Source organism: Streptomyces pacificus (assembly GCF_011766325.1).
In the GTDB taxonomy this organism is placed as follows: Bacteria; Actinomycetota; Actinomycetes; order Streptomycetales; family Streptomycetaceae; genus Streptomyces; species Streptomyces pacificus.
Window position 1 is genome coordinate 217,792 of record NZ_BLLG01000009.1, and the last position, 22,145, is coordinate 239,936.

The 22,145-nt window shown below is 72.2% G+C and carries 15 protein-coding genes and 2 pseudogenes; 10 read left to right on the plus strand and 7 right to left on the minus strand.

From position 1 onward, the window contains the following. Nucleotides 1-196: 196 nt before the first annotated feature. From SCWH03_RS17180 to SCWH03_RS17190, 3 genes are all read right to left on the minus strand, one after another. Nucleotides 197-1,936 (minus strand): LCP family protein, encoded by a 1,740-nt coding sequence (locus SCWH03_RS17180; protein ID WP_173265125.1) that lies wholly within the window; start codon nucleotides 1,934-1,936, stop codon nucleotides 197-199. 231 nt (nucleotides 1,937-2,167) lie between these two features. Then, entirely contained in the window at nucleotides 2,168-3,481 is a 1,314-nt protein-coding gene (locus SCWH03_RS17185) for an LCP family protein (RefSeq protein WP_173265126.1), read from the minus strand. Nucleotides 3,482-3,565: 84 nt separating this feature from the next. Beyond that, a complete protein-coding gene (locus SCWH03_RS17190; RefSeq protein ID WP_173265127.1) occupies nucleotides 3,566-3,724 on the minus strand; it encodes a hypothetical protein in 159 nt (52 codons plus the stop codon). Nucleotides 3,725-3,894: 170 nt separating this feature from the next. Here SCWH03_RS17190 and SCWH03_RS17195 point away from each other — a divergent pair. Further along, nucleotides 3,895-4,200: pseudogene (locus SCWH03_RS17195) on the plus strand (zinc ribbon domain-containing protein); the annotation flags it as partial. 354 nt (nucleotides 4,201-4,554) lie between these two features. Here SCWH03_RS17195 and SCWH03_RS17200 read toward each other — a convergent pair. Further along, a complete protein-coding gene (locus SCWH03_RS17200; protein WP_173265128.1) occupies nucleotides 4,555-5,307 on the minus strand; it encodes a TIGR03089 family protein in 753 nt (250 codons plus the stop codon). A gap of 435 nt (nucleotides 5,308-5,742) precedes the next feature. On the opposite strand from SCWH03_RS17200, the gene SCWH03_RS17205 reads away from it, so the two are divergent. The 6 genes and pseudogenes from SCWH03_RS17205 (at nucleotide 5,743) to SCWH03_RS17230 (ending at nucleotide 11,858) form a co-directional block, all read left to right on the plus strand. After that, on the plus strand, nucleotides 5,743-6,486 hold the full coding sequence (locus tag SCWH03_RS17205) for an ATP-binding cassette domain-containing protein (protein WP_173265129.1): 744 nt from the start codon (nucleotides 5,743-5,745) through the stop codon (nucleotides 6,484-6,486). 26 nt (nucleotides 6,487-6,512) lie between these two features. Next, nucleotides 6,513-7,706, plus strand: a complete 1,194-nt coding sequence (locus SCWH03_RS17210; RefSeq protein WP_173265130.1) for a DUF7224 domain-containing protein — start codon at nucleotides 6,513-6,515, stop codon at nucleotides 7,704-7,706. Nucleotides 7,707-7,744: 38 nt separating this feature from the next. After that, entirely contained in the window at nucleotides 7,745-8,347 is a 603-nt protein-coding gene (locus SCWH03_RS17215; protein ID WP_173265131.1) for a hypothetical protein, read from the plus strand. Nucleotides 8,348-8,376: 29 nt separating this feature from the next. Beyond that, nucleotides 8,377-9,137 (plus strand): annotated as a pseudogene (locus SCWH03_RS17220) (N-acetylmuramoyl-L-alanine amidase); the annotation flags it as partial. Nucleotides 9,138-9,272: 135 nt separating this feature from the next. After that, nucleotides 9,273-10,364, plus strand: coding sequence for a mannose-1-phosphate guanylyltransferase (gene manB / locus SCWH03_RS17225; protein ID WP_173265132.1), 1,092 nt, complete (start codon nucleotides 9,273-9,275; stop codon nucleotides 10,362-10,364). Between the two features lie 489 nt (nucleotides 10,365-10,853). Next, nucleotides 10,854-11,858, plus strand: a complete 1,005-nt coding sequence (locus SCWH03_RS17230) for a DNA-3-methyladenine glycosylase family protein (RefSeq protein WP_173265133.1) — start codon at nucleotides 10,854-10,856, stop codon at nucleotides 11,856-11,858. A gap of 462 nt (nucleotides 11,859-12,320) precedes the next feature. Here the strand turns inward: SCWH03_RS17230 and SCWH03_RS17235 are convergent, their stop codons facing one another. From SCWH03_RS17235 to SCWH03_RS17245, 3 genes are all read right to left on the minus strand, one after another. Beyond that, nucleotides 12,321-13,619, minus strand: a complete 1,299-nt coding sequence (locus tag SCWH03_RS17235) for a coenzyme F420-0:L-glutamate ligase (protein ID WP_173265134.1) — start codon at nucleotides 13,617-13,619, stop codon at nucleotides 12,321-12,323. Continuing rightward, a complete protein-coding gene (gene cofD / locus SCWH03_RS17240; protein ID WP_173265135.1) occupies nucleotides 13,616-14,572 on the minus strand; it encodes a 2-phospho-L-lactate transferase in 957 nt (318 codons plus the stop codon). The genes SCWH03_RS17235 and cofD overlap by 4 nt, the downstream gene beginning before the upstream one ends. A gap of 124 nt (nucleotides 14,573-14,696) precedes the next feature. After that, nucleotides 14,697-15,206, minus strand: a complete 510-nt coding sequence (locus SCWH03_RS17245) for a cysteine dioxygenase (protein WP_173265136.1) — start codon at nucleotides 15,204-15,206, stop codon at nucleotides 14,697-14,699. A gap of 709 nt (nucleotides 15,207-15,915) precedes the next feature. Here SCWH03_RS17245 and SCWH03_RS17250 point away from each other — a divergent pair. The 3 genes from SCWH03_RS17250 to SCWH03_RS17260 all read left to right on the plus strand — a co-directional run bounded on the left by SCWH03_RS17250 (nucleotide 15,916) and on the right by SCWH03_RS17260 (nucleotide 22,091). Continuing rightward, a complete protein-coding gene (locus SCWH03_RS17250; RefSeq protein WP_173265137.1) occupies nucleotides 15,916-16,179 on the plus strand; it encodes a WhiB family transcriptional regulator in 264 nt (87 codons plus the stop codon). A 372-nt stretch (nucleotides 16,180-16,551) separates the two neighbouring features. Beyond that, a complete protein-coding gene (locus SCWH03_RS17255; RefSeq protein WP_173265138.1) occupies nucleotides 16,552-20,502 on the plus strand; it encodes a glycosyltransferase family 2 protein in 3,951 nt (1,316 codons plus the stop codon). After that, complete coding sequence (locus tag SCWH03_RS17260; protein WP_173265139.1) at nucleotides 20,499-22,091, plus strand: DUF5719 family protein; 1,593 nt, start codon at nucleotides 20,499-20,501, stop codon at nucleotides 22,089-22,091. Before SCWH03_RS17255 ends, SCWH03_RS17260 begins: the two co-directional genes overlap by 4 nt. Nucleotides 22,092-22,145: the final 54 nt, after the last annotated feature.

The window sequence follows — 22,145 nt, forward strand, 5'->3', positions numbered from 1 at the left end:
GCCCTGCCCCTGCCCCTGTCCCTGCCCTTGGCCCTGGCCCTGGTCCTTGGCCCGCTTCCGCGCAGCGCCCCCGCCGGCCCGGCCGTTCTCCCCGGCGCGCCCGGCACGCTCCCGCGTGTCCTCCCCGTGCACGCTGCTCCGTGCCACCCCTGGTCCCCCTGTCTTCAGGCGCGCCGCGCGCCCCGGTACCCCCGGGTCACTCTGCGCACACCTGCTTGTCTGCTTCGACCTTGTCCACCGGCGGCTTCGTCGGTGCGGTGACGGGCACTCCCGCGCCCTTGAAGTCGGCACCGAGGGTGAGGACCATGGCCTCCGTGTCCGCGGCGTCCTCCGTGCCGGGCTTGAGCGCGGTGGCGGGCAGACCCATGAGGTCCGCGAGCGTGCGGGCCTGGTCGGCCTGGTTCGGCGCGTACTCCAGTGTCGTCTTGTCCGTCTTCTGCGGGGCGTTGCTCTTGTTGGTGGACTTGAGCACGCCCTTCTCCACCTGCAGCCAGTTCAGCGTCCGCTGCGCCGCCCCCGAGGTGTCGCTGCCGTTGTAGACGTCGACCCGGACCTCGGAGGCATCGGCCCTCGCACCCTCGAGCAGGGCGGCCTGCTGGTCCTTCGCGGCCGCCTCCTGCTTCTTCACCTCGGTGAAGGAGATGTCGTTCTGGATCATGCTGAACACCTGCGGCGCCTTGGCCTGGTCGAGGAGGACGGTGGCGCCGTCGGTGTTGTCGACCACGGGTACGGTCGCGAAGCTGATGTGCTTTATGTCGATCTTGCCGAGTTCCTGGGCCATGGCCGTCAGCTTGGGGATGTCCCCGATCGCGCTGTCGACGGTGAGCGCCTGGGTCGCGGCCTCCGCCACCGCGAACATCTTCTGCGGGTCGCCCAGCGTGTCTTCCTTCATCTGCCGGATCATCGACGCCACGAACTGCTGCTGCTGCTTGATGCGGTCGAGGTCGCTCTCGTTGCCCAGGCCGTGCCGGTTGCGGACGAAAGCGAGGGCGTCCTCGCCCGAGACCTTCTGCTTGCCGGCCGGCAGATCCAGCTGGGAGTCCCGGTCCTTGATGGGGTTGACCAGGCAGACCTCCACACCGCCGACGGCGGTCGAGAGCGTCTTCACCGCGTTGAAGTCGGCCATCATGAAATGGTCGACTTCAACGCCGGTCATCAGCTGCACCGTGCGCATCGTGCACCCGGGGTCGCGGCCCCCCACGCCGAAACTCTCGTTGAAGCGGACGCTTTGGGAACCCCTGATTATCTCGGTCGAGCCGTCGGGCTGCTTCGTGGGGCAGTCGGGGATGTCGGTGATGAGGTCGCGCGGAATGCTCAGCGCGGTGGCGTTGGTGCGGTCCTCGGAGACATGGAACAGGAACGTGGTATCGGCGTGGCCGCTGCTGCCCTTGTCGCCGTACCCCTCGTTGCCCGCGCCGGTGCGCTTGTCGGTGCCGAGGAGGAGGATGTTGACGGGGCCGTCCTTGCTGAAGCCCTTGGAGCCGGCGTCACCGACATCCACCGTGCTGAGGTTCCCGTTGAGCCGCTCGTACAGGTAGTACACGAACGCCGAGCCGCCGACGAGGACGCCGGCCATCACCCCGCCGGTCCACATCACCACCGACTTCTTCCTGTTCCTGCCCTTCTGCTGCTTGCGCTTCCGGCGCCCCGCCGCGGCCTGCTGCGCACCGCGCCGGCCCCCGTCACCGCCCTGTGCGCCCTCGCCGCGCGCCGCGCGCCGGGTGCGCTGCCCCGGAAGGTCCGCGGTCGCGGAAGCCGCACCGGAGGGGTCGCGGCGACGGGCGGCTACGCGGGAAGCGGCGTCGGCGGAGCGGGGGGAGGCCGGCTTCGGAGCGGAATGGTCCAGTCGCAGTTCGTAGTTACCCGTTTGCGGGTTGAGTACCCACTGGTCGGCGGGGTCGATGTCGTCCGCCCGCCCACGGCTCTGCGCATCCACGGTTGCTTGAGTCCTCCGTCGGTGCCACGCGCGGCGCCCCTCCCCCCGGGGGACGCTCGATTCCTCGATCCGGTGGTATGCGTCCTCGGCCAGGGAGGCCGGATGTACCGGATCGCGTCACACTATCCGCCCAGTTCAGCGCGGGGCGACGTCAGTGACAAATTCCACGCCTCGCACACCGGGCAATCCACTCAATCCGCATGGACTGCCGGTGACTCTTTGGGCATGGCTTTACCCGCATCCGGCCGCCGTCGCGCTGGTGCCCGGAAACGTGGGCGTCGCGGACGGATTCCGCGACCCGGTGAGGGTGTCACGTTCCGTGTCGCCGCTGGCACTCGTGGTCGTCTCGCTCGGCACCACGCGCACCGGCGCGTCCTTGCGCAACCGCTCGAAGAGCCGGCTCGCGGCCGGCTGCGCGAGTACGTCGCGGTTGGGGTCGCCCGGGTGGGAGCGGCGCGGCACGGTGAGGAACTGCACCCGGTCCGTGGGCACCCCGCGCAGCGAGCGGGCCAGGTCGAACAGGTCCTTGAGGGAGGCCAGCCCCGGATCGGTGGTCAGCGACCTGGTCGCCGCGTCGAGTACGGGATAGAGGCGGGCCGGGTTCAGCAGCACCCCGTTGCTCTGCACCTTGTCGAACAGCGCGCCGAGGAACTGCTGCTGCCGGTCCATGCGTTCGGTGTCGCTGCCGTTGCCGAGGGACTTGCGGACGCGGACGTAGCCGAGGGCCTGCTCGCCGTCCAGCGTCTGCCGCCCGGCACCCAGCTCCAGCCGGGCGTCCCGGTCGTCGATGGCCGTCGGCAGGCAGACCGTCACCCCGCCGACGGCGTCCACCATGTTCGTGAAGCCGTGGAAGTCGACGACCATGTGGTGGTCGATCCTGACACCGGTGAGCCGTTCGACGGTGCGGATCGTGCACGCGGCCCCGCCGATGGCGAAGGCCCGATTGAACTGGGCGTGCCGGGCCGCGCTGCGGGTGCCCTGGGCGGTGCGGCAGCTCGGGACGCCGACCATGAGGTCGCGCGGCACGGACACCGCGGTCACGCTGCGCCGGTCGCCCGCGATGTGCAGCAGGATCGTGGTGTCGGAGTGCTGGACGCCCTTGTCCCGGCCGTACTTGCCGTTCTCGGGGCCGGCACGGCTGTCGGAGCCGATGAGCAGGATGTTCCGCGCGCCGTGCGGGGCGGGCAGCGGGCGCTCCCTGTCGTAGCGCTCCAGCTCCTCCACGGCGGTCAGGTCCGTCGTGATGTTGCCCTCGAGCCTGCGGTACAGCCACCAGCCGACACTCGAGACCAGCAGGACGAGGAGCGAGACGCCCAGCGCGCCCCACCGAAGGCCCCGCCGCCGACTCTGCTTTCCCTCCTTTCCCGGCTTTCCCGGCTCTCCCCGCCTCCCCGGCCTCGAGGGCCCTCTCAGCCCTCTCAGCCCTTTCCCGGGCTGCTCCCCGCGGCCGCCCCCGCGCCTTCCGCCGCCCGTGCCGGACCCGTCACCGGCGGCGCGGTGCGCGGAGTCGTCCGGTTCGGCGGGCGTGCCGGCGCTGTCGGTCACCTGGAACCTCCGGGGATGCCCCGGCCTTCGGGCCGGGGAGGAATCGGATACCTGCGGAGCAGGGCGGGGAAAGGGCGATCGTGGTCAGGGCGATGGGTCGTCCCCCGAGTCGTTGCCGCGCCCGGCCTCGGGCGGGTGCAGGATCTCGGAGTTGCGGGACCTGCGGGCGGACTCGGCCTGAGAGGCCGGCCACTCGTGCGGGGCGGTGGGCAGCCTGAGCGTGATGCGCGCTTCATGGCCCATGCCTTCCGCCGCAGTGGGAGAACACCGGCATGACGACGCCGGAGAAGCGTGGGGAGGGCGCCGGGCGTGCCCGGTACACCTGCCGGCTTCGGGTGTCGTCGACCGCCCGCACTGGTCTGATGGCGGAGTGGGCGCGCTGCCGGTGGGTGTGGAACGAGTGCGTGGCCAGGTCCCGCAAGGCCGCTGACGCGGCGATCGGCGCCACGAAGACGGCCCTGATCGAGAGGGCCCGCAAGCACGCACGCGACATCCGCCTCGTACATCCCGCGCACACCACCATGGACTGCGCGCACTGCGGGGCGAGAGCCAAGCACCGCATCCCCCTCTCCGGAAGAACGTATACGTGCACCGCGTGCGGAACCGTGTCCCCACGGGACAAGAACTCCGCCCGCGTGATGCTGATCCGGGCCGGTCTCAACCCGGCTGGTGCCGAGGGCGCAAGACCTCCGGGAGCGCTGCTCCCAGAGGCGGCCTGAGCCGGGGACCCCCTCTCTTCAGGAGGGGAGGATTCATGTGGTGTCCGTCCTCCCGGTGGCCGGTGGTCGCTCGCAGTACCCACCGCCGATGATCCACCGGACCCGCCGCCGCGGCCTGCGGGCCCGGGGCGCACTGAGCCGAACGGGTGAATCCCCTGCCGTTCCCCATGAGACGTCGCAGGTCAGGGCAGGTCAGGGCGGTATGGGTGCCGAGGCTCGGGAGACGGGCGGGGACCTCCGGCCGGTCTCTCCCGTCCCTGGGGCCCCTCCCGTCCCTGGGGTCCCTCCCGTCCCCGGGGTTGCTCGGGTCCCTCCCGTCGCGCAAGGGCGCCCGGACCGCCGGATCCCCCGGGGTCAGACCGCCGTGCCCGTCACCCGCTCGCTCTCTACGCGCTTCTCCAGGTCCCGCGCCGGCAGCCGGTCCAGGTTCCGGCAGAGCACGACCGAACCGCCGGACGCGAGTGGTGCGTACAGTCCGGCGGACAGCCCCTCCCAGGTCGCGTACCCGCGTCCGGACAGCAGCCGGGACCCCGGAGCCAGGCCCAGCTCCTCGGCGTCCGCACGGGCGCGCTCCACGAGTCGCGCACCGGTGAACTCCGCTCCCGAGACGGTGAGTGCGGCGGCGTCCGCGTCGACCGGTGCGTACGGGGCGAAGCGGTCGCCCTGGCCCGGCACCTCCACCGCGTAGTCGGCGAAGCCCTCCGGCGCCTGCGGGAACCGGCCGCCGAGCGGCCGCAGCGCCAGCGCGATGCGCTCGCCGGAGCAGGCGCGGGCCGTGTCGAGGGTGTCCGGGCCGCTCACGACCAGATCGGCGGTCGCGGGGTCGCCCCCGACATCCGCGACGACTCCCACGGAGGAGCAGGCGAGCAGCCACACTGCGGTCTGCCAGTGGGCGGGCAGCAGCAGCGCGAGCCGGTCGCCCGGCTCGGCGGACAGGCCGTCCTGGAGGAGGTTCGCCGTCTTGGCCACCCAGTTGGCGAAGGTGGCGACGGACAATTCCACGCGCTCACCTGTGGCATCGTCGTAGAAGGTGACCAGAGGGCGCGCGGGGTCCGCGACGAGCGCGGATCGCAGCAGGTCGGCTGGTGTGCGGTCGCTGGCGTTCACCCGCGCAAGGGTACGCCGCGGCCGCCGCGCGGGTGCCGCTGTCCCGGTGGCGCCGTCCCCGATGCCGGCGCGCGTAAGGCTGTCACCCTCGGCGCCGACGCTGCTTCTGCGCACAGGTGCTCCTCTGGGTAGCCGTGCGGAAGCTCTTGCGTAGTGCGGCAGGCGGGAAATGTACAGAGGGTCAGTTATGCATATTGCGTGGCATACCACTCCTCAGAGACTTCCTCCCGGACGTGAGCCACGGCACGCGGAGCAACTCCTGCAACACGGTGTCCTGGGGTGAGGTGGGGAACGCGGAATTTTACTTCATCTACATCGGCTCTACCAGGCTCAGTGTCAATAGCGTTGTCACCCGCTACTGACAGCGTTCGTACCGGCAGTGGCCCCTCGGGCACCGGGGGCCACGCCTCTCAGGAAAGTTGACAGAAGGCCAGAATGACCATCCATGTCTCGCGCTGTTGCTTCGGGTACCGGCGCCGTGGACTCGTCCTGCAAGACCTGACGCTTGACCTGCCGTCAGGGTGCGTTGTGCTTCTCGGGCCGAACGGCGCCGGTAAGTCGACGTTGCTGGGACTCCTCGCATCCGCACTCATTCCCAGCGCAGGCAGCGTGACGCTCGGTGACCTGGATACCCGCAGACGGGGCGATCTGAAGCGGTACCGGCAGCAGGTTGGCTGGCTGCCGCAGCAGGTGACTCCGGTACCGGGGCTGCGTGTCAGAGAGCAGGCTGCGTATGCCGGATGGCTGAAGGGCCTGTCGCGGCGGGATGCATGGGACAGATCGCTGGGCGCGATCAAACAGGTGGGACTGGATGAGCTGGCCGACCGTTCTGCCGCGCAGCTGTCCGGGGGGCAGCTGCGTCGCCTGGGTATTGCTCAGACGATGGTGCATTCGGCGCGAGTGGTCCTGATGGATGAACCGACCGCCGGCCTCGACCCGACGCAGCGCAAGGTGTTCCGCGGCCTCCTGGACGACCTGAAGGAGCAGGCGAGCTTCGTCGTTTCCACCCACCAGACGGAAGATCTGGAGGACAGCTACGACTCGGTCCTGCTCCTCGATCGAGGAAACATCCTCTTTCAGGGACCGACCGTGTCTTTTCTCGACCTTGCTCCGGGCCAGGTGGCATCCGGACGCCGAGCTGAAGCCGCCTATGCCGGTTTGGTGAAGGGGGAGGTGTAAGCGTGCCCTGGAGCACCGTACTGCGTGTGTCGATCGCGCCTCGCATCGGCCTTTTGCTGATCATCTGGCTGCTCGCCTATCGCGACAGTGTCACCGAGCTGGTGACCCCCGGTTATTGGGATTCAGTCGCCGGCCAAAGCTCGTCTCTGCTGGTCTGGACAGCACCGGCCGTGGCTGCCTGCGGCGCTTGGGAGGGGATGCGCGTCCGGCAGGCACGGACTCTGCAAGGAGCGCCGGCGCGGACGTTCACGGGGGTGTCTCTCGCTGTACTCTCGCCCACTCTCGTCCTGGGCGTGCTTGCGGTCACGCTGTCCCTCGGCATGCTCCTGCCGCAGGCTGCAGGCAGCCCTAATGGGACTACGGTGGCGATCCTCGCTCTGGAGCTGCTGGTCGTGGCGGTGCATATCGCCGTCGGATATGTCCTCGGGCTCACCCTGCCCCGGTTGCTGGCCGTGCCTGTGGCACTGGTGGGCAGCTTCGTGTGGATGGCCTACCCGGCGGCGATGAACGTCTTCTGGGTGCGCCAACTAAACGGTACGAACCTGGCGGAGTGTTGTCAGCTGGACCAAGTGGCGGCTCCCCGCAGCATTGTCGCCCCGGCCGTCGCCTCAATCGGACTGCTCGCAGCTGCCTGGCTGGTGACGGTGCGGGGACGGCGACTGCGCCCCCTCGCTCCCGTTGTCCTGACCGTCGCCGTAGCCATCTCGGCGTGGATTGCCCATCCCCTCGGCTACAGTGCAGCTGAATCCCGCTCCACGGCCTCCCGTACCTGCTCAACAACCCACCCGCAGGTCTGCCTCTGGCCCGAACAGCGCGACAGCACACAGGACATCACCACGTGGGCAACGGACGCCCACAGGCGTCTGACTGCCGCAGGCGTCACGACGACTGCTCAACTGGCGCCCCGATCGACCACACCGACCTCAGACGAAGTCCGAGCCCTTCTCGCTCTGAGCGCCCTGCCCAAGGATATTCCGGCCTGCGCCCAAACCGGTGAGTGGCCAGGGAGCCAGGCCTACGGCCCACTGAGTGTCTGGCTCACCACAACCGCAGGCGCGGACCCCCGGACTGTCGCGTCCCGCTATGCACCCCCCGAAGTCGACGTCGCCCAACGCGTTCTCGAACAGACTCCACACGACCAACGGGTCTGGTTCCAGCAGAACGTCGAAACACTCACTCGGTGTGATAAGCAGCCCGTCCTTGACGCAGGGCGCCTCTGAGTCCCCTACGACGAGCCAACCGACAGAGAGAAACATCCATGGACTGGTGGATCCAGGTGCGTCGAGTACCCGCAATCTGTGCCGCCCTGGTGGCCTGCCTGGTACTCGGCGCCGTCGCCGACTCCATCCAGGTGCCCGTACCGATCGTCGTAGGAGGAGTCTCCTTCTCCTTTCCCCTCCCCTTCCTGCTGCCACTGGCACCGGTGTGCCTCATCCTTCACGGACAGTCCCGCGGAGGAAGCTCCATCGAGGCGACAGCCGTACGCCCTGTCGGCCTATGGGACGCCGGACTCATGGCGGCCTGCACACTCGTGATGCTGGCCGGAGGCTGGCTCATCTCCTCGACGTCCGGTCACATACTCGCAGCAGGCATGGCCCGAAACTTTCTGGGCTACCTCGGACTCGCCCTCCTGCTGCGCCTCCTCACCAGCCCTCGCATCGCTGCCACGATCGTCACCATCTTCCCCATCGCGTGCGCAGCGTTCGGAGTGCAACACGGAGTACCCGCACGGTGGGCATGGCCCCTGCACGAGCCCACCTACCTACCGGCGTTCATCGCAGCCATCGCCGTGGGAGCGACCGGACTGGCCGCATCTGCTCTCCCTCTTTCCGCCGGCCGCCCGGCTCAGCTGTCGCGGTAGTGATGTTCGCGGCGGCCTCCGCCGTCACCGCGGACCTCGCGCCGCCCGGAGCCGACGTCGTTCTCCCGCTGTCCAAGGCGGAGACGGAGACGCAGGCCATGGCGTACGGGTTCGCCAAGCCGTACAAGCCGTACAAGCCGTACAAGCCGTACAAGCCGTACAAGCCGTACAAGCCGTACAAGCCGTACATCAAACCGCGGCCCGGCATCGTGCCCGCAGGGGCTGGGGCGCCGACGAGGCCCTGCGCGAGCGGCGGTTCGTCTGCACGGGGGACCGTCCAAGCCGCCTTCGTCCACCACACCGCCACGGGCAACCGGTTCACCTGCGCCCAGTCGGCCTCCGTCCTGCGCAGTATCTCCCGCTACCACGTGAAGAGCAGCCGCCGACGCGGCATCGGCTACAACTCCGCCGTCGACCCGTGCGGAAACATCTACGAAGGCAGGGCAGGAGGCGTGGCCAAACCGGTCCTCGGTGCACATACACGTGGTTTCAACACCAACAGCATGGGAATCGCCCTGCTCGGAACGTACAGTTCGACCGCCCCGCCCAGGGTCGCCGTGGAGCCATCGCCAAACCCGCCGCATGGAAACTCGGACTCTTCGGGGGAAACCCGAAGTCCACGGCATATCTGATATCGGGTGGCGGCAACCGATACGCGAAGGGGACGAAGGCCAGGCTCAACGTCATCTCCGGGCGCCGGGACGGATTCCCCACCGAGTGCCCCGGCGCCCTCCTCCACGGCCGACTCGGTACGGTCCGCGCGCTCGCGGCCGGACTCCAGGGCCGCTGAGAAGCCCACCCGCCGTCATACCGCGTGCCGGGCCGCCCGCTTGCTCCGGCGGCGCCGTACACGTACGCACAGGCTGCATACACTGGCCGGTCAGACGCACGAATCGCCCGGCCCCGGCAGGAAGCAGAGAAGGCATTGACCCAGGCCCAAGAAGCGATCCTTCTGGTCGGCGGCAAAGGCACACGACTTCGCCCACTCACCATGAACACGCCGAAGCCCATGGTCCCGGCGGCGGGGGTGCCGTTCCTCACGCACCAGCTGGCGCGGGCGCGCGCCGCGGGTGTCGAGCACATCGTGCTGGCGACGTCGTACCTGGCGGAGGTCTTCGAGCCGTACTTCGGGGACGGCTCGTCGCTCGGTCTGCATCTGGAGTACGTCACCGAGGCGGAGCCGCTCGGCACGGGCGGGGCGATCCGGAACGTCGCCTCCCGGCTGCGCTCCGGCCCCGACGACCCGGTGCTCGTCTTCAACGGGGACATCCTCACCGGACTGGACATCCGGGCCCTGGTCGACACCCACCGGTCCTCGGGCGCCGAGGTGTCGCTCCACCTGACCCGGGTCGAGGACCCGCGCGCCTTCGGCCTGGTCCCCACGGACGGCACCGGCAGGGTCACGGCGTTCCTGGAGAAGCCGGGGACCCCCGAGGAGATCGTCACCGACCAGATCAACGCCGGCGCCTACGTCTTCCGCCGTTCCGTCATCGACCGCATCCCCGCGGGCCGGCCGGTGTCCGTCGAGCGCGAGACCTTCCCCGAACTGCTCGGGTCCGGGGCCCACCTCCAGGGCATGGTCGACTCCACGTACTGGCTGGACCTCGGCACCCCGCAGGCGTTCGTCCGCGGGTCAGCCGATCTCGTGCTCGGCCGTGCGCCCTCCCCGGCGGTGCCGGGCCGCTGCGGGGACCGTCTCGTCCTGCCGACCGCCAGGGTCGCCGCCGGCGCCAAGCTGACCGGGGGAACGGTCGTGGGGGAGGGCGCCACCGTGGGCGAGGGCGCCCGGGTCAGCGGCAGCACCCTCCTGGACGGCGCGGTGGTCGAGGCCGGCGCGGTGATCACGGACTCGCTCGTGGGCGCGGGCGCGCGCGTGGGCGCCCGTACGGTCGTGACGGCCGCGGTCGTCGGCGACGGCGCGGTCGTCGGAGCCGACAACGAACTGCGCGACGGTGCCCGGATCTGGTGCGACGCCGCCATCCCGGCGGGCGCGATCCGCTTCTCCTCGGACCGGTAGCGACCGCCGCTTCGGACGCGCCCCGAGTCGTATGGGCCGGCCCCGTGGCGCGGTTCTGCGGATCCGGGCCGCCACCGGCCGGCCCCGTGGCGTGCCCGGCCGGCTCATGGCGCGTCCAGCGGTCCTCTGCCGGTTCTCTGCCGGTTCTCTGCCGGTCCTCTGCCGGTCCGCGGTTTCGGCGGCGGTGGCCCGGTCGGAGGGGTCCGGTGGTTCCGGGCCGGGCCGACGGGCGCTGCGGACATGTGCCTCCCGCGCCGGGCCGACGGGCGCTGCGGACATGTGCCGCGGACGTCCGGTGCCTGCCCCGGCAGGGGCCCTGAGACCCCCGGCCCGGCTGCCGTGCGGGTCGGGCCGCTGCCCGGAGCGGGCCGACGTCCCGAGCCGCCCGCAGCACCGCGCACGGTTCCGCGGGGTCCCCCCGCGGAACCGTGCGCCGACCGCCTAGGCTCGGTACCGACCCCCCGCACACCGGCACCCAGGACCCCTCCCGTGGCAGGACGCTTCGCCCCCCGGCCCGCCGCCACCCGCACCACGGTGCGCGGCGGCGAGGTCGCCGTACCCGCCCCCGGATCCGCGGCGAAGGCCGGACGCAGGGAGCGCATCTACGTCCCACCGGGGCCGCTGGACCTCGGACTGGTGCTCGGGCCACTCCGGCGCGGGCCGGGCGACCCGGCGTTCCGCACCGCCCCCGACGGCTCCGTCTGGCGGACCACCCGCACGCCCGCGGGCCCCGGCACGCTGTGCGTGAGGGTGAAGGGCAGCGCGGTGCACGCCGAGGCATGGGGTCACGGCGCCGAGTGGCTCCTCGAACAACTTCCCGCGCTGCTGGGGGACCTGGACGACCCGGCCGAGTTCGAGCCGCGCCACCCCCTCGTCGCGGCCGGCTACCGGCGCCGTCCCGGACTGCGCCTCACCCGCACCGGACTGGTCCTGGAAAACCTGATCCCGTCGATCCTGGAGCAGAAGGTCACCACGGACGAGGCCTACCGCGCCTGGCGACTCCTCGTACGCAAGTACGGCGACCCCGCCCCCGGACCGTGCCCCGACCGGATGTACGTCATGCCGGACGCCCGCACCTGGGCGGCGATCCCCTCCTGGGAGTGGCACCGCGCGGGCGTCGACGACAAGCGCGCGTCCACGGTCCTGCGCGCGGTCCGCGTCGCGCGCCGGCTGGAGGAGGCCGCGGCCATGGAGCCCGGGGCGGCCATGGCGCGCCTGGAACTGATCCCCGGCGTCGGCCCCTGGACTTCGGCCGAGACCGTGCAGCGCAGCAACGGAGCACCGGACGCGATCACCGTCGGAGACCTCCACCTGCCGCGCATCGTCGGCTACGCCCTCGCGGGAGACCGGGACGCGGACGACGCGGCGATGCTCGAACTCCTCGCCCCGTACGCCGGCCAGCGCCACCGTGCAGCCCGCTTCATCCTCCTCGGCGGCCATGCCCCGCCCCGCCGCACACCGAAGATGCCCCGCTGGGACATCGGCATGCTGTGAGCGGCAGGGCGGGCGCCGCCGAGGGACCGTCCTGATCGCCGCGCTCGCCCGTTCACGGCATGCCCTGTTCCCGCCGCGTTCTTCGCGTTCTCCGCGTTCCCTGCGTTCCCTGCGTTCCCTGCGTTCCCTGCGTTCCCCGCGTTCTTCGCGTTCTCCACCGTGTTCCGTCGCCGTAGTTCCGTCGCCGTAGTTCCGGCGCCCGGGCCGGAGGCCCTCCCACTAGGGTGTGCCGTGCCCCGCCCTGCCGCTTGTGCGCGCCGGCCGCGTCCGGGGCGCCGCGTCCGGGGGCGCCGCGCCCGAGGAGCCCGGACGCGGCGCCCCCGGACGCGGCGCCCAGGGCGCGCGACGCGTTCCGGTGACTGCTCATATGCGCGGTGCGCGTGCGACCTGCGCCCGCGCTCGTCCTGCCCGCGCCCGGCGCCTGTGCGCCCGCGCTCGTGCCTGTGCCCGCGCCCGCCGTGTTCACCGCACCTCGACGAACGCCCCCGCGTCGCGCCCTGGCCGCACTCCGGGCGCCTGCGCCGCGTGCCCGATCGCGACCGCGCCCATCGGGTCCCAGCCGGACGGCAGGTCCAGTACCTCGCGGACGACGTCGCGGCAGAACATCGTGGACGACACCCATGCGGACCCGAGCCGCTCACCGGCCAGCGCGACGAGGAAGTTCTGCACGCCCGCGCCCGCCGCGACGAGGAACATCTCGCGTTCCGCCCTGTCCCGGCGCTCGTCGCCGTAGTGGTGCGAGCCGTCCATGACCATGCACGGCACCGCCAGGTACGGGGCGTTGCGCAGGACGTCGCCACGCCGGACCCGCTTCGCGATCGACTCCTCCGACCTGCCGTCGCGACGCAGGTCCGCGATCCACGCGTCGCGCATCGCGTCGAGGAGACGCAGCCGGGAGGACTCCGACTCCAGGAGCACGAACCGCCAGGGCGTCGTGTGGTGCGGGGCAGGGGCGGTCACGGCGGCGGCCACCGCGCGGCGGACCGCGTCCGGGTCGACCGGCTCGTCGGTGAAGGCGCGCACCGTGCGGCGCTGGGTCACCGCCTCCCGTATCGCCTCGGACGTGCCGAGCCGGAACAGGTCGTCTGCCGCGGGGCGGACCAGTGCGCGGGCGCCGCCGGTCCCGTCCGCGACGACATGGCCGAGGCCGCGGACCACCGCCACCGGCAGTCCCGACGCCTTGCCCTTGACCAGGTCGCCGGCCGCCGCGAGTTCGTCGGCGGTGGCGACGACCGTCGCGTCGAGCAGGTTGCCGTGCGCGTCGGTGCCGCCGCGCAGATCGTCCAGGACCCGCACGCCCGCGGCGCCGATGGCGACGTCGGTGAGCCCCGCCCGCCACGGCCGGCCGAAGGTGTCCGTGATCACCACGCCCACCTCGACGCCGAGCGTGTCCCGCAGTGTGTCGCGGATGCGCGAGGCTGAGGCGTCCGGGTCCTCGGGCAGCAGCAGCACCGTCCCCGCGGGGGTGTTGGAGGCGTCCACCCCGGCCGCGGCCATGACCAGGCCCTGCCGGTTCTCGACGATGCGCAGGGCGCCGCGGCGGGCCACGACCCGCACCGTCTCCGCGTCGATGACCGCCTCGCGGTCGCCGGCCTCGACGATGCGGCCCTCCGCCTTGCTGACGATCTTCGAGGTGACGAGCAGCACATCGCCGTCGGCCAGGCCGGGGAGAGCGGCCGCGATCAGCTTCGCAAGGTCATCACCGGGCGCCACCTCGGGCAGTCCCGGCAGCGCCCACACCCGGTAGGACGGGGCGGTCATCCCCGGACCTCCTCGGCGAGTGCCAGCGCCTCGTTGGCCATGGCGGTCGTGGCGTCGAGATCGGTCATCATCAGCGGGACCGCCCGGCAGCGGATGCCGGCCTCCTCGACCTCGGCCGCCGCCTCCGCGTCCGCCGTGTCCACGAGCCAGCCGTCGAGCAGCCCCGACCCGTAGTGACGTGCCACAGCGGCGGCGGTCGACTCCACCCCGACCGCCGCCAGCACCTTGTCGGCCATGCCGCGCACGGGGGCGTTCCCGACGATGGGGGAGAGCCCGACCACCGGTACGCCCGCCTCGGCGATCGCCTCACGGATGCCCGGAACCGCCAGGATCGTTCCCACGCTCACGACCGGGTTCGACGGCGGGAAGAGGACGACATCCGCCTCGGCGATCGACTCCAGCACTCCCGGTGCCGGCGTGGACTGCTCGGCCCCGACGGGCACGACGGCCTGGGCCTCGACGGAGGCCCGCAGCCTCACCCAGTACTCCTGGAAGTGGACGGCCCTGCGTTCGCCGTCGATGTCGACGGCGACATGGGTCTCGACCCGGTCGTCGGACATCGGCAGCAGCCGCACTCCGGGCTGCCACCGCGCGCACAGCGCCTCGGTGACGGCGCTCAGCGGATAGCCCGCGCCGAGCATCTGGGTGCGGACGATGTGCGTGGCGAAGTCGCGGTCACCGAGCCCGAACCACTCGGGACCCACCCCGTATGCCGCCAGTTCGCTCTTGACCTGGAAGGTCTCCTCTGAACGTCCCCAGCCCTGCTCCTCGTCGATGCCGCCGCCGAGCGTGTACATCACCGTGTCGAGGTCCGGGCAGACCTTCAGCCCGAACAGATGGATGTCGTCACCGGTGTTGCCGATGACCGTGATGTCGGCCTCGGGGGCGGTCGCCTTGAGCCCCCGCAGAAACCGAGCACCGCCGATGCCTCCGGCCAGAACCACAATGCGCATGCCCCAGAGTGTGTCAGGCGCGGGCGCCCCCGATGATGGCGCGGTCCCCGGCCGAAGCGCGGGGGCCACGGGCACCCCGGCGCCGTGCCGGGGCGGGGACGCCGGACGGTGCTCGCGGGCACCGTCAGACGGCGGGGGCGGGGGCGTCCTGCCGGACGGCCGGTGCGCAGCGGGCCGTGTGCATCGGCATCTCGGTCAGGCCGGGGAAGTAGACGTGGAGACTCACGACCGGCTCGAGCGATTCGTTGACCACCTCGTGCGCATATCCGGGCGAGAAGACCCGCTGCGCTCCCTCGGCCAGCGTGCGGTCGCCCCGGGCGGTGCGCTCGGTCAACTCTCCCTCCAGGACCGTCAGTACGCCGGAGGACGGGCCGTGGTCGTGCAGCCCGCTGCCCTGTCCCGGTACCCAGGACAGCAGCCAGACCTCGTAGCCGGGGCCGGTGCGGAGCCGGTGGTACCAGCGCGTCGTGGCGTCGTACCGGACGAGCGGAGCCCACTGGAGGCGGTCCGCGGCGATGGATCTGGCGAGTCCGGCGAACTCGGCCACCGTCGAGGGGTGCTCCTTGGCGGGCTGGAGGAGGTGCGGGACCTCGAGGATGTCGCCGGCGATCTGGAGGTCGCTGTCGCTGTTCATGGGGTGCGGTGGTTCCTCGGCAGAAACGGAAGGTCGGTGCTGGGGTGCCCGCAGGCCCGCCGGGAAGGGCGGGAAACGGCAGGAGGCAGCGGGAAAGTGTGAAGAGCGGGGAGAGAGCCGGAGCGCTATGGCGTCAACAGCTGGAACAGCGACAGCGTGCCTGCACGGCGCTGCGGAAGCCACGGATCGCGTGGGTCGCGGAAGGCGCTGTGGTCGCTGGCATGCATTCCAAAGTGACGACCGCGGCTTCGGATGTCAACCCAGTGGTCGATTTGGCGGCAATGTTTCACCTCATCCGGTTACTCCGATCGGAGAAAGGTTTGTGCGTCGGCAAGGCCGGAGACATGGCGCTGCGACTGTGCTCTCAAACGCCGTCGCGCCCTTGTGATCGGACTGTGATCCGGATCGCTTGTGCGGCCGGATCGCAACAAGATCCAGGCGCGAGGCGTCCTCCCTCGTGAGGGCCGGTGAACGCCGGTGCGGCATCGGGGAGGGGGTGCGGTCAGGCCAGTGGCACATGTCATGGTTTTTGGCGTTTTACACACTTTCCGCATACGCTTGGTTCCGGAGAGTGAATACGGGGCTCAATAGCAGATCTCGGCTTGACTGGCCCGGATCCGCACACTTGTAATTTCACTCGTGTCGTTCGGCCGAATCGGTACGGCTCACGGCCGGATCACGGGGACGCAAAGACAGACGAGGGGCGCACATGACCGAGCTGTTCCAGCAACTGCTGGTCGAGGACGCGGATGAGGAACTCGGCTGGCAGGAGCGCGCGTTGTGCGCCCAGACCGACCCCGAGTCCTTCTTCCCCGAGAAAGGCGGATCGACGCGCGAGGCCAAGAAGGTCTGCCTCGCCTGCGAAGTCCGTTCCGAATGCCTCGAGTACGCCCTCGCCAACGACGAGCGGTTCGGGATCTGGGGCGGCTTGTCCGAGCGTGAGCGCCGCCGGCTGAAGAAGGCAGCGCTCTGACACCAGCCCGCCCGGAAAAGGCCGTCGGCTGAACAAAGCCGGCTGAACATGGCCGATTCGGCAAGGTTGAATCGGCAAGGTTGAATCGACAAGGCCGACTGCACCAGAGCCGGGTGAGGAGGACCCCGGACCGAACAAGGCCGGGTGAAGAGGCCCGCGGGCCGCGGGAAGCCGGGTGCGCAGGGGCCTCCCGCCGAAACCGGCCGTCCGCTGCGGCGGGTGTCCCGCTGCCGCGGCTCTCCTTCCGGAACCGTCCGCCCCGCGTCGGCGGCCCTCGCCACGGAGCTCCGCCGGACCGTTAGTGTGGGGCCCCGTCCCAGACGCTCCAGCGCCCCCTCGCGGGGGCGAACCGGCCGGAGGGCCCGTACCTCAATGTCCGCCACCCCTGCGGGGTTTGCACCCGCCACCCCGGCGTGGTTCGTTCCCGCCACCCCGGCGGGGTTTTCCGCCTCCCCGCCCGAGTTCCCGCGGCACGTCGTCACCGCCGTGCTCGTCTCCCACGACGGCGCCCGGTGGCTGCCCGACGCCCTCGCCGGGCTCCTCGGCCAGGAACGCCCCGTACAGAACGCGATCGCGGCCGACACCGGCAGCTCCGACAACTCGGCGCGGCTGGTCACCGAGGCGCTCGGCGCCGACCGGGTCCTCCACCTCGCCCGCCGCACCGGCTTCGGCGCCGCCGTCGACGAGGCCGCCCGCACCGCACCGGTGCTCACCGCGGACGACCTGCCGTATCTGCAGCGGCCCAGCGGCTGGGACCCGGTGACCAAGGCCTGGCACGACGAGGCGTACGAGGTGCCGCAACCGCCTCACGACGAGCCGGTCCAGTGGCTCTGGCTGCTGCACGACGACTGCGCACCCGCTCCCGACGCCCTCGCCGAACTGCTCCGCGTCGCCGACGCCGAACTGTCCGCCGGACGGGCCGCCGCGGTCATCGGTCCCAAGCTCCGCGGCTGGTACGACCGCAAACAGCTCCTCGAAGCCGGCGTGTCCATCGCCAACAGCGGCCGCCGCTGGACCGGACTCGACCGCCGGGAGCAGGACCAGGGCCAGCACGACCAGGTCCGCCCGGTGCTGTCCGTGTCCTCCGCCGGCATGCTCGTGCGCCGCGACGTCTGGGACGAACTCGGCGGTTTCGACCGGCGGCTGCCCCTGATGCGGGACGACGTGGACTTCTGCTGGCGCGCCCACGCCGCGGGCCACAGCGTGTTCGTCGCCCCCGGCGCTGTCCTGCGGCACGCCGAGGCCGCCGCCCGCGAGCGGCGGACCATCGACTGCGTGGGCCGCTCGGTCGTCGGCCCGCACCGCGTCGACAAGGCGGGCGCCGTCTACACGCTGCTGGCCAACGCGCGCGGCAGGGCGCTCCCCTATGTGCTGCTCCGCCTCGTCCTCGGCACCCTGCTGCGGACTCTCGCCTATCTCGTCGGCAAGGTTCCCGGCCAGGCGGTCGACGAGGTCATGGGCCTCCTGGGCACCCTGCTGCGCCCGGAGCGGATCCTCGCCGCCCGCCGCAGACGCGGCGGGGCCCGCGTCGGCGCGAGCGAGCTGCGACCGCTCTTCCCCCCGCCCGGAGCCACCGTCCGAGCCACCTTCGAGCAGGTCGCGAGCGGCCTCGGCGCCGACCGGGACTCCGACGCCGGGGGCTCACGGCACGGAGCCGTCGAGTCCGGTCCCGGCGGCGACGAGGCCGACTTCCTGGAGGTCGAGCAGTTCGCCCGGCTCAAGAAGATCGCACGCAGGCCGGGCCCCGTCCTGTTCGCCCTCCTGCTCGCCGTCTCCCTCGTGGCCTGCCGCGGACTCCTCGGCGGCGGCGCGCTCGCCGGCGGCGCCCTGCTGCCCGCGCCGGGCGAACTCTCCGAGCTGTGGAGCCGCTACGCCGACGCCTGGCAACCCCTCGGCACCGGGGGGACACCGACGGCACCGCCGTACCTCGCCATCTTGAGCGCCGTTTCCGCGCTCCTCCTCGGCTCCACGGGCCTCGCGGTCACCCTGCTGCTCGTCTGCTCGGTCCCGCTCGCGGGCGTCACGGCGTACTTCGCCTCCCGCCCGCTGGTCGGGTCCCGGCTGCTGCGGGCCTGGGCGAGCGTGGCCTACGCCTTCCTGCCGGCGGTCACCGGCGCCCTCGCCACCGGACGGCTCGGCACCGCCGTCCTCGCGGTCCTCCTCCCGCTGATCGCCAGGGCCGCAGTCGCGGCCCACGGACTGGACCGGGACGGCGGCTCCCGCGGCAGCTGGCGCGCGACCTGGGTGTACGCGCTGCTGCTGACGCTGACGACGGCCTTCACGCCCGTCGTCTGGCCCCTCGCCGTCGTCCTCGGCGTCGCCGGGCTCGTACTGCGCCGTGCCGAGATCACCGCCCACGGGCTGCGCTTCCTCGCCGTGACCGGCACCCCGCTGCTGCTCCTCGCGCCCTGGTCGCTTTCGCTGCTGACCGAGCCGTCCCGCCTGCTGCGAGAGGCGGGACTGGAGTTCGGCACCGGCGCCGCGTCCCCCCTCGACCTGCTCGGAGTCAGCCCCGGCGGCCCCAAGACCGTCGGCGGGCTGCTGTTCATCGGCGTCGTGCTCGCCGCACTCGCCGCCCTGCTGCGCGGCGAACGGCGGTTCGCGATCGGCACGGCATGGCTCGTCGCGGTCACCGCTCTGGTCTTCGCCGCCCTGGCCAACCGCTCGGGCTGGGCCGGCCCCGCCACCCTCGTCTACGGCATCGCCCTGATCGCCGCCGCGGTCCTCGGCGCGGAGGGCGCCCGCCGGCGCGTCGCCGCCCAGAGCTTCGGCTGGCGCCAGCCGGCGGCCGCCCTCGTCGCCCTGGCGGCGCTGGCCGCGCCGCTGTTCAGCGCCGTCAACTGGATGGCCAGCGGTGCCGCGGGCCCCTTGGAGCGCCGCGACCCGGTGCAGGTCCCGGCCTTCGTCGCCGAGGAGAGCGGGACCCGCGACCAGCCCCGCACGCTCGTCCTCGGCGGCTCGTCACCGGCGAAGGTGTCGTACACACTGGTCCGTGGCTCCGGCGCGCGCCTCGGTGATGCCGAGCTCAGCGAGGCCGCCGGCGGCGACCCGCGTCTCGACAAGGTCGTCGCCAACCTCGTGGCCGGCTCCGGAGCCGACCAGACCAGCCAGCTCAGCGGCTTCGCCATCCGCTACGTCCTGGTCCGCGACGGCGCTCCGCGCCAGATGAGCCGGGTCCTCGACGCCACCCCCGGCCTCTCCAGGCTCAGCCAGCTCGACGGCAGCGCGCTGTGGCGTGTGGACAGCCAGATCGCCCGTGTGGTCATCGTCGACGGCGCGGCGGAGCCGCTGCCGGTGGCCTCAGGACCGGTCGAGGCCCACACGGACATCCCCAAGGGCCCCGCCGGCCGGGTGCTGCGCCTCGCGGACCGCGCCGACGACGGCTGGCAGGCCGCGCTCGACGGCCGCCCGCTGGAGAGCACCGTCGTGGACGGCTGGGCCCAGGGGTTCGCACTCCCCGCCGAGGGCGGGCGGCTCGATCTCGTCCACGAGGCCCCGGCCATCCACACCGCGCGGATCTGGACCCAGGGCGCGCTCGCCGTCGTCCTGGTCGTGCTGGCCCTGCCCGGCCGGCGCCGCGAGATCGACGACGACCTGCCCGACGAGGAGGCCGCGATCCCGGACCAGCCCGCCGACGGCGAGGGCCGCCGGGCCCGCAGGCTGCGTGCCGCCCAGGCCGAGTCCGCCGACTCCGAGCGGGACCCGGGGCCGGACCCCGGCCCTCAGCCCGACCCGCCGGCCGGGCCGCATCCCGGCGCCGCGGCGCCGTCCCCGTCCCCGTCCCCGTCCTCGGCCGTACCCCATCAGCCGCGCTACGGCGCGGAGTGGGACGCGCAGGCCCACGCGGACGAGCGGAGCCCGGCCGGTACCGGACAGGGCCCGTACGGGGGCGAGCGGCACTCCGACCCGTACCCGGACGGCTACCGCGACGACCGGCAGCAGTACGCGTACCCGGACACCCCGCCGGGCCAGGGTCCGGGGTACGGGAACGGGTACGGGAACGGGACGTATGAGACCGGGCCGTACGGGGCTGAGCAGTCCGGGACCGCGCGGTACGAGACCGCGCAGGCCGGGCAGGCCGGGCAGTACGAGCAGCCCGGGCAGGCCGAGTGGTACGGGCCGGAACGGTACGGCTCCGGGCCCGAACCGCAGTTCGGCCGGCAGGGGTACGACATGCAGCAGTACGGCTCGCAGGCGTACGAGCCGCAGCAGTACGAGCCGCAGGAGTACGACCGTCGTGCGGGCCCCGGACCTGAGACGCACCGGTACGACTCCTACGGCCACGAGAACGAGCAGCGTCCCGACGGGAGCAGCAGCAAGTGAACCGCACGACCCTCTCGCTCCTCGCGGCCGTCACGTCCCTCGCCGCCGTGACCGGATACGCCGCGCTCACCGCTCCGGAAGGCGGGGCGGCGCCCCGGGCTGAGTCGTCGGTACGGCTGCCGGTGGAGCGCTCCAGCCTGCTCTGCCCGGCCCCGGCCACCTCGGAGATCGCGGAGACGGTGTACACGTCCATCACCCCGCAGTCGCAGGCGGCGCAGGCGCAGTCCGGAGCCGAGGGCGGCTCCGCCGCGGCGTCCACCGCATCGGCGGCCGAACTCAGCCCGTCGGCCACGACCTTGCAGGGACCGGGCGAGGGCGCCGGCGGGACCGGCGAGGACGAGGCGGGTAACGAGGCAGGGGAGGACGACGGCACGGGGAAGCCACCGTCCACGAAGCCCGTTGTCACCCTCGAGCAGCCGGGGAAGCCCGTCGGCGCCAAGGCGAGCGGCAGCGACGCCCCCGCCCTCATCGGCACCGCGACCGGCGTTCTGGCGCCCGGTTGGACAGCCCAGCAGACCACCACGGTCAGTGCGGGGAGCGGTCGCGGCGTCCTCGGCGTCAGCTGCACCGCACCCGACACGGAGTTCTGGTTCCCGGGCGCGAGCCTTGCCAAGGACCGGCAGGACTATGTCCATCTGACCAACCCCGACGAGACCGGGGCGCTCGTTGACATCGAGCTCCACGGTAAGGACGGCGTACTCAAGTCCTCGCTGAGCGACGGTATCCAGGTCCCCGCGGGTGGGAGCGTCCCGGTACTGCTCTCCACTCTGACGACCGATTCCGCCGAGGACGTCACCGTGCACGTCACCACGCGTACCGGGCGGGTAGGGGCGGTGATTCGCGGTGCCGGGGAGGAGACCGGCAGCGACTGGCTGCAGGCGTCCGCCGACCCGTCCGGCACGCTGGTGCTGCCGGGTGTCCCGGCGGACGCGACCTCCGTGCGGCTGGTGGCGTTCGCCCCCGGTGACGACGACGCGGAACTGAGGGTCCGGCTGGCGAGCGCGACGGGCACGATCAGCCCCGCCGGTGCGGAGAGCCTGCGGGTCAAGTCCGGCATGACGGCCTCGATGGACATGAAGGACGTGACCAGAGGGGAGGCGGGCTCGATCCTCCTTGGCCCGGCCGAAGGCGCCCCGGCGGCACCGGTGGTCGCCGCCCTCCAGGTCACCAGGGGCAAGGGCGACAAACAGGAGTTCGCCTTCATCCCGGCGACGGCGCCGGTCACGGAGCGCGCCACCGCCGCCGACAACCGTGCCGAGGGCTCGGTACTCTCCCTCACCGCGCCCGACGGGACCGCCCGGGTCAAGGTGACGGCCTCGCCCGGCACCGGGGGCGGCACCCGTGCCGTCAAGACCTACACCGTCAAGGGCGGCACGACGCTGGCGGTCAGTCCGCCTGCCCCGGCCGGACTGAAGGGCTCCTACGCGCTGACCGTGGAGCCGCAGTCAGGCGGGCCGGTCCACGCCGCCCGCACCCTGCTGCTTCCGGAGGACGGCATCGAGATGTTCACCGTCCAGACCCTGCCGGACGACCGCGGTCTGGTCGAGGTCCCGGCTGCGGAGCAGGACCTCTCCGTTCTCGGTGACTGACCGGGCCCCGAACCGAGTTCCTTCACCCGGCCCAGGGGCCTTGCGGCGGCTGCC

What these genes read in the sequence shown, in the direction of transcription:
- SCWH03_RS17205 (WP_173265129.1), top strand. Translation starts at nt 5,743, where the DNA reads ATGACCATCCATGTCTCGCGCTGTTGCTTCGGGTACCGGCGCCGTGGA.
- SCWH03_RS17190 (WP_173265127.1), bottom strand. Translation starts at nt 3,724, where the DNA reads ATGGGCCATGAAGCGCGCATCACGCTCAGGCTGCCCACCGCCCCGCAC.
- SCWH03_RS17215 (WP_173265131.1), top strand. Translation starts at nt 7,745, where the DNA reads ATGGACTGGTGGATCCAGGTGCGTCGAGTACCCGCAATCTGTGCCGCC.
- SCWH03_RS17245 (WP_173265136.1), bottom strand. Translation starts at nt 15,206, where the DNA reads ATGAACAGCGACAGCGACCTCCAGATCGCCGGCGACATCCTCGAGGTC.
- SCWH03_RS17255 (WP_173265138.1), top strand. Translation starts at nt 16,552, where the DNA reads ATGTCCGCCACCCCTGCGGGGTTTGCACCCGCCACCCCGGCGTGGTTC.
- cofD (WP_173265135.1), bottom strand. Translation starts at nt 14,572, where the DNA reads ATGCGCATTGTGGTTCTGGCCGGAGGCATCGGCGGTGCTCGGTTTCTG.
- SCWH03_RS17250 (WP_173265137.1), top strand. Translation starts at nt 15,916, where the DNA reads ATGACCGAGCTGTTCCAGCAACTGCTGGTCGAGGACGCGGATGAGGAA.
- SCWH03_RS17235 (WP_173265134.1), bottom strand. Translation starts at nt 13,619, where the DNA reads ATGACCGCCCCGTCCTACCGGGTGTGGGCGCTGCCGGGACTGCCCGAG.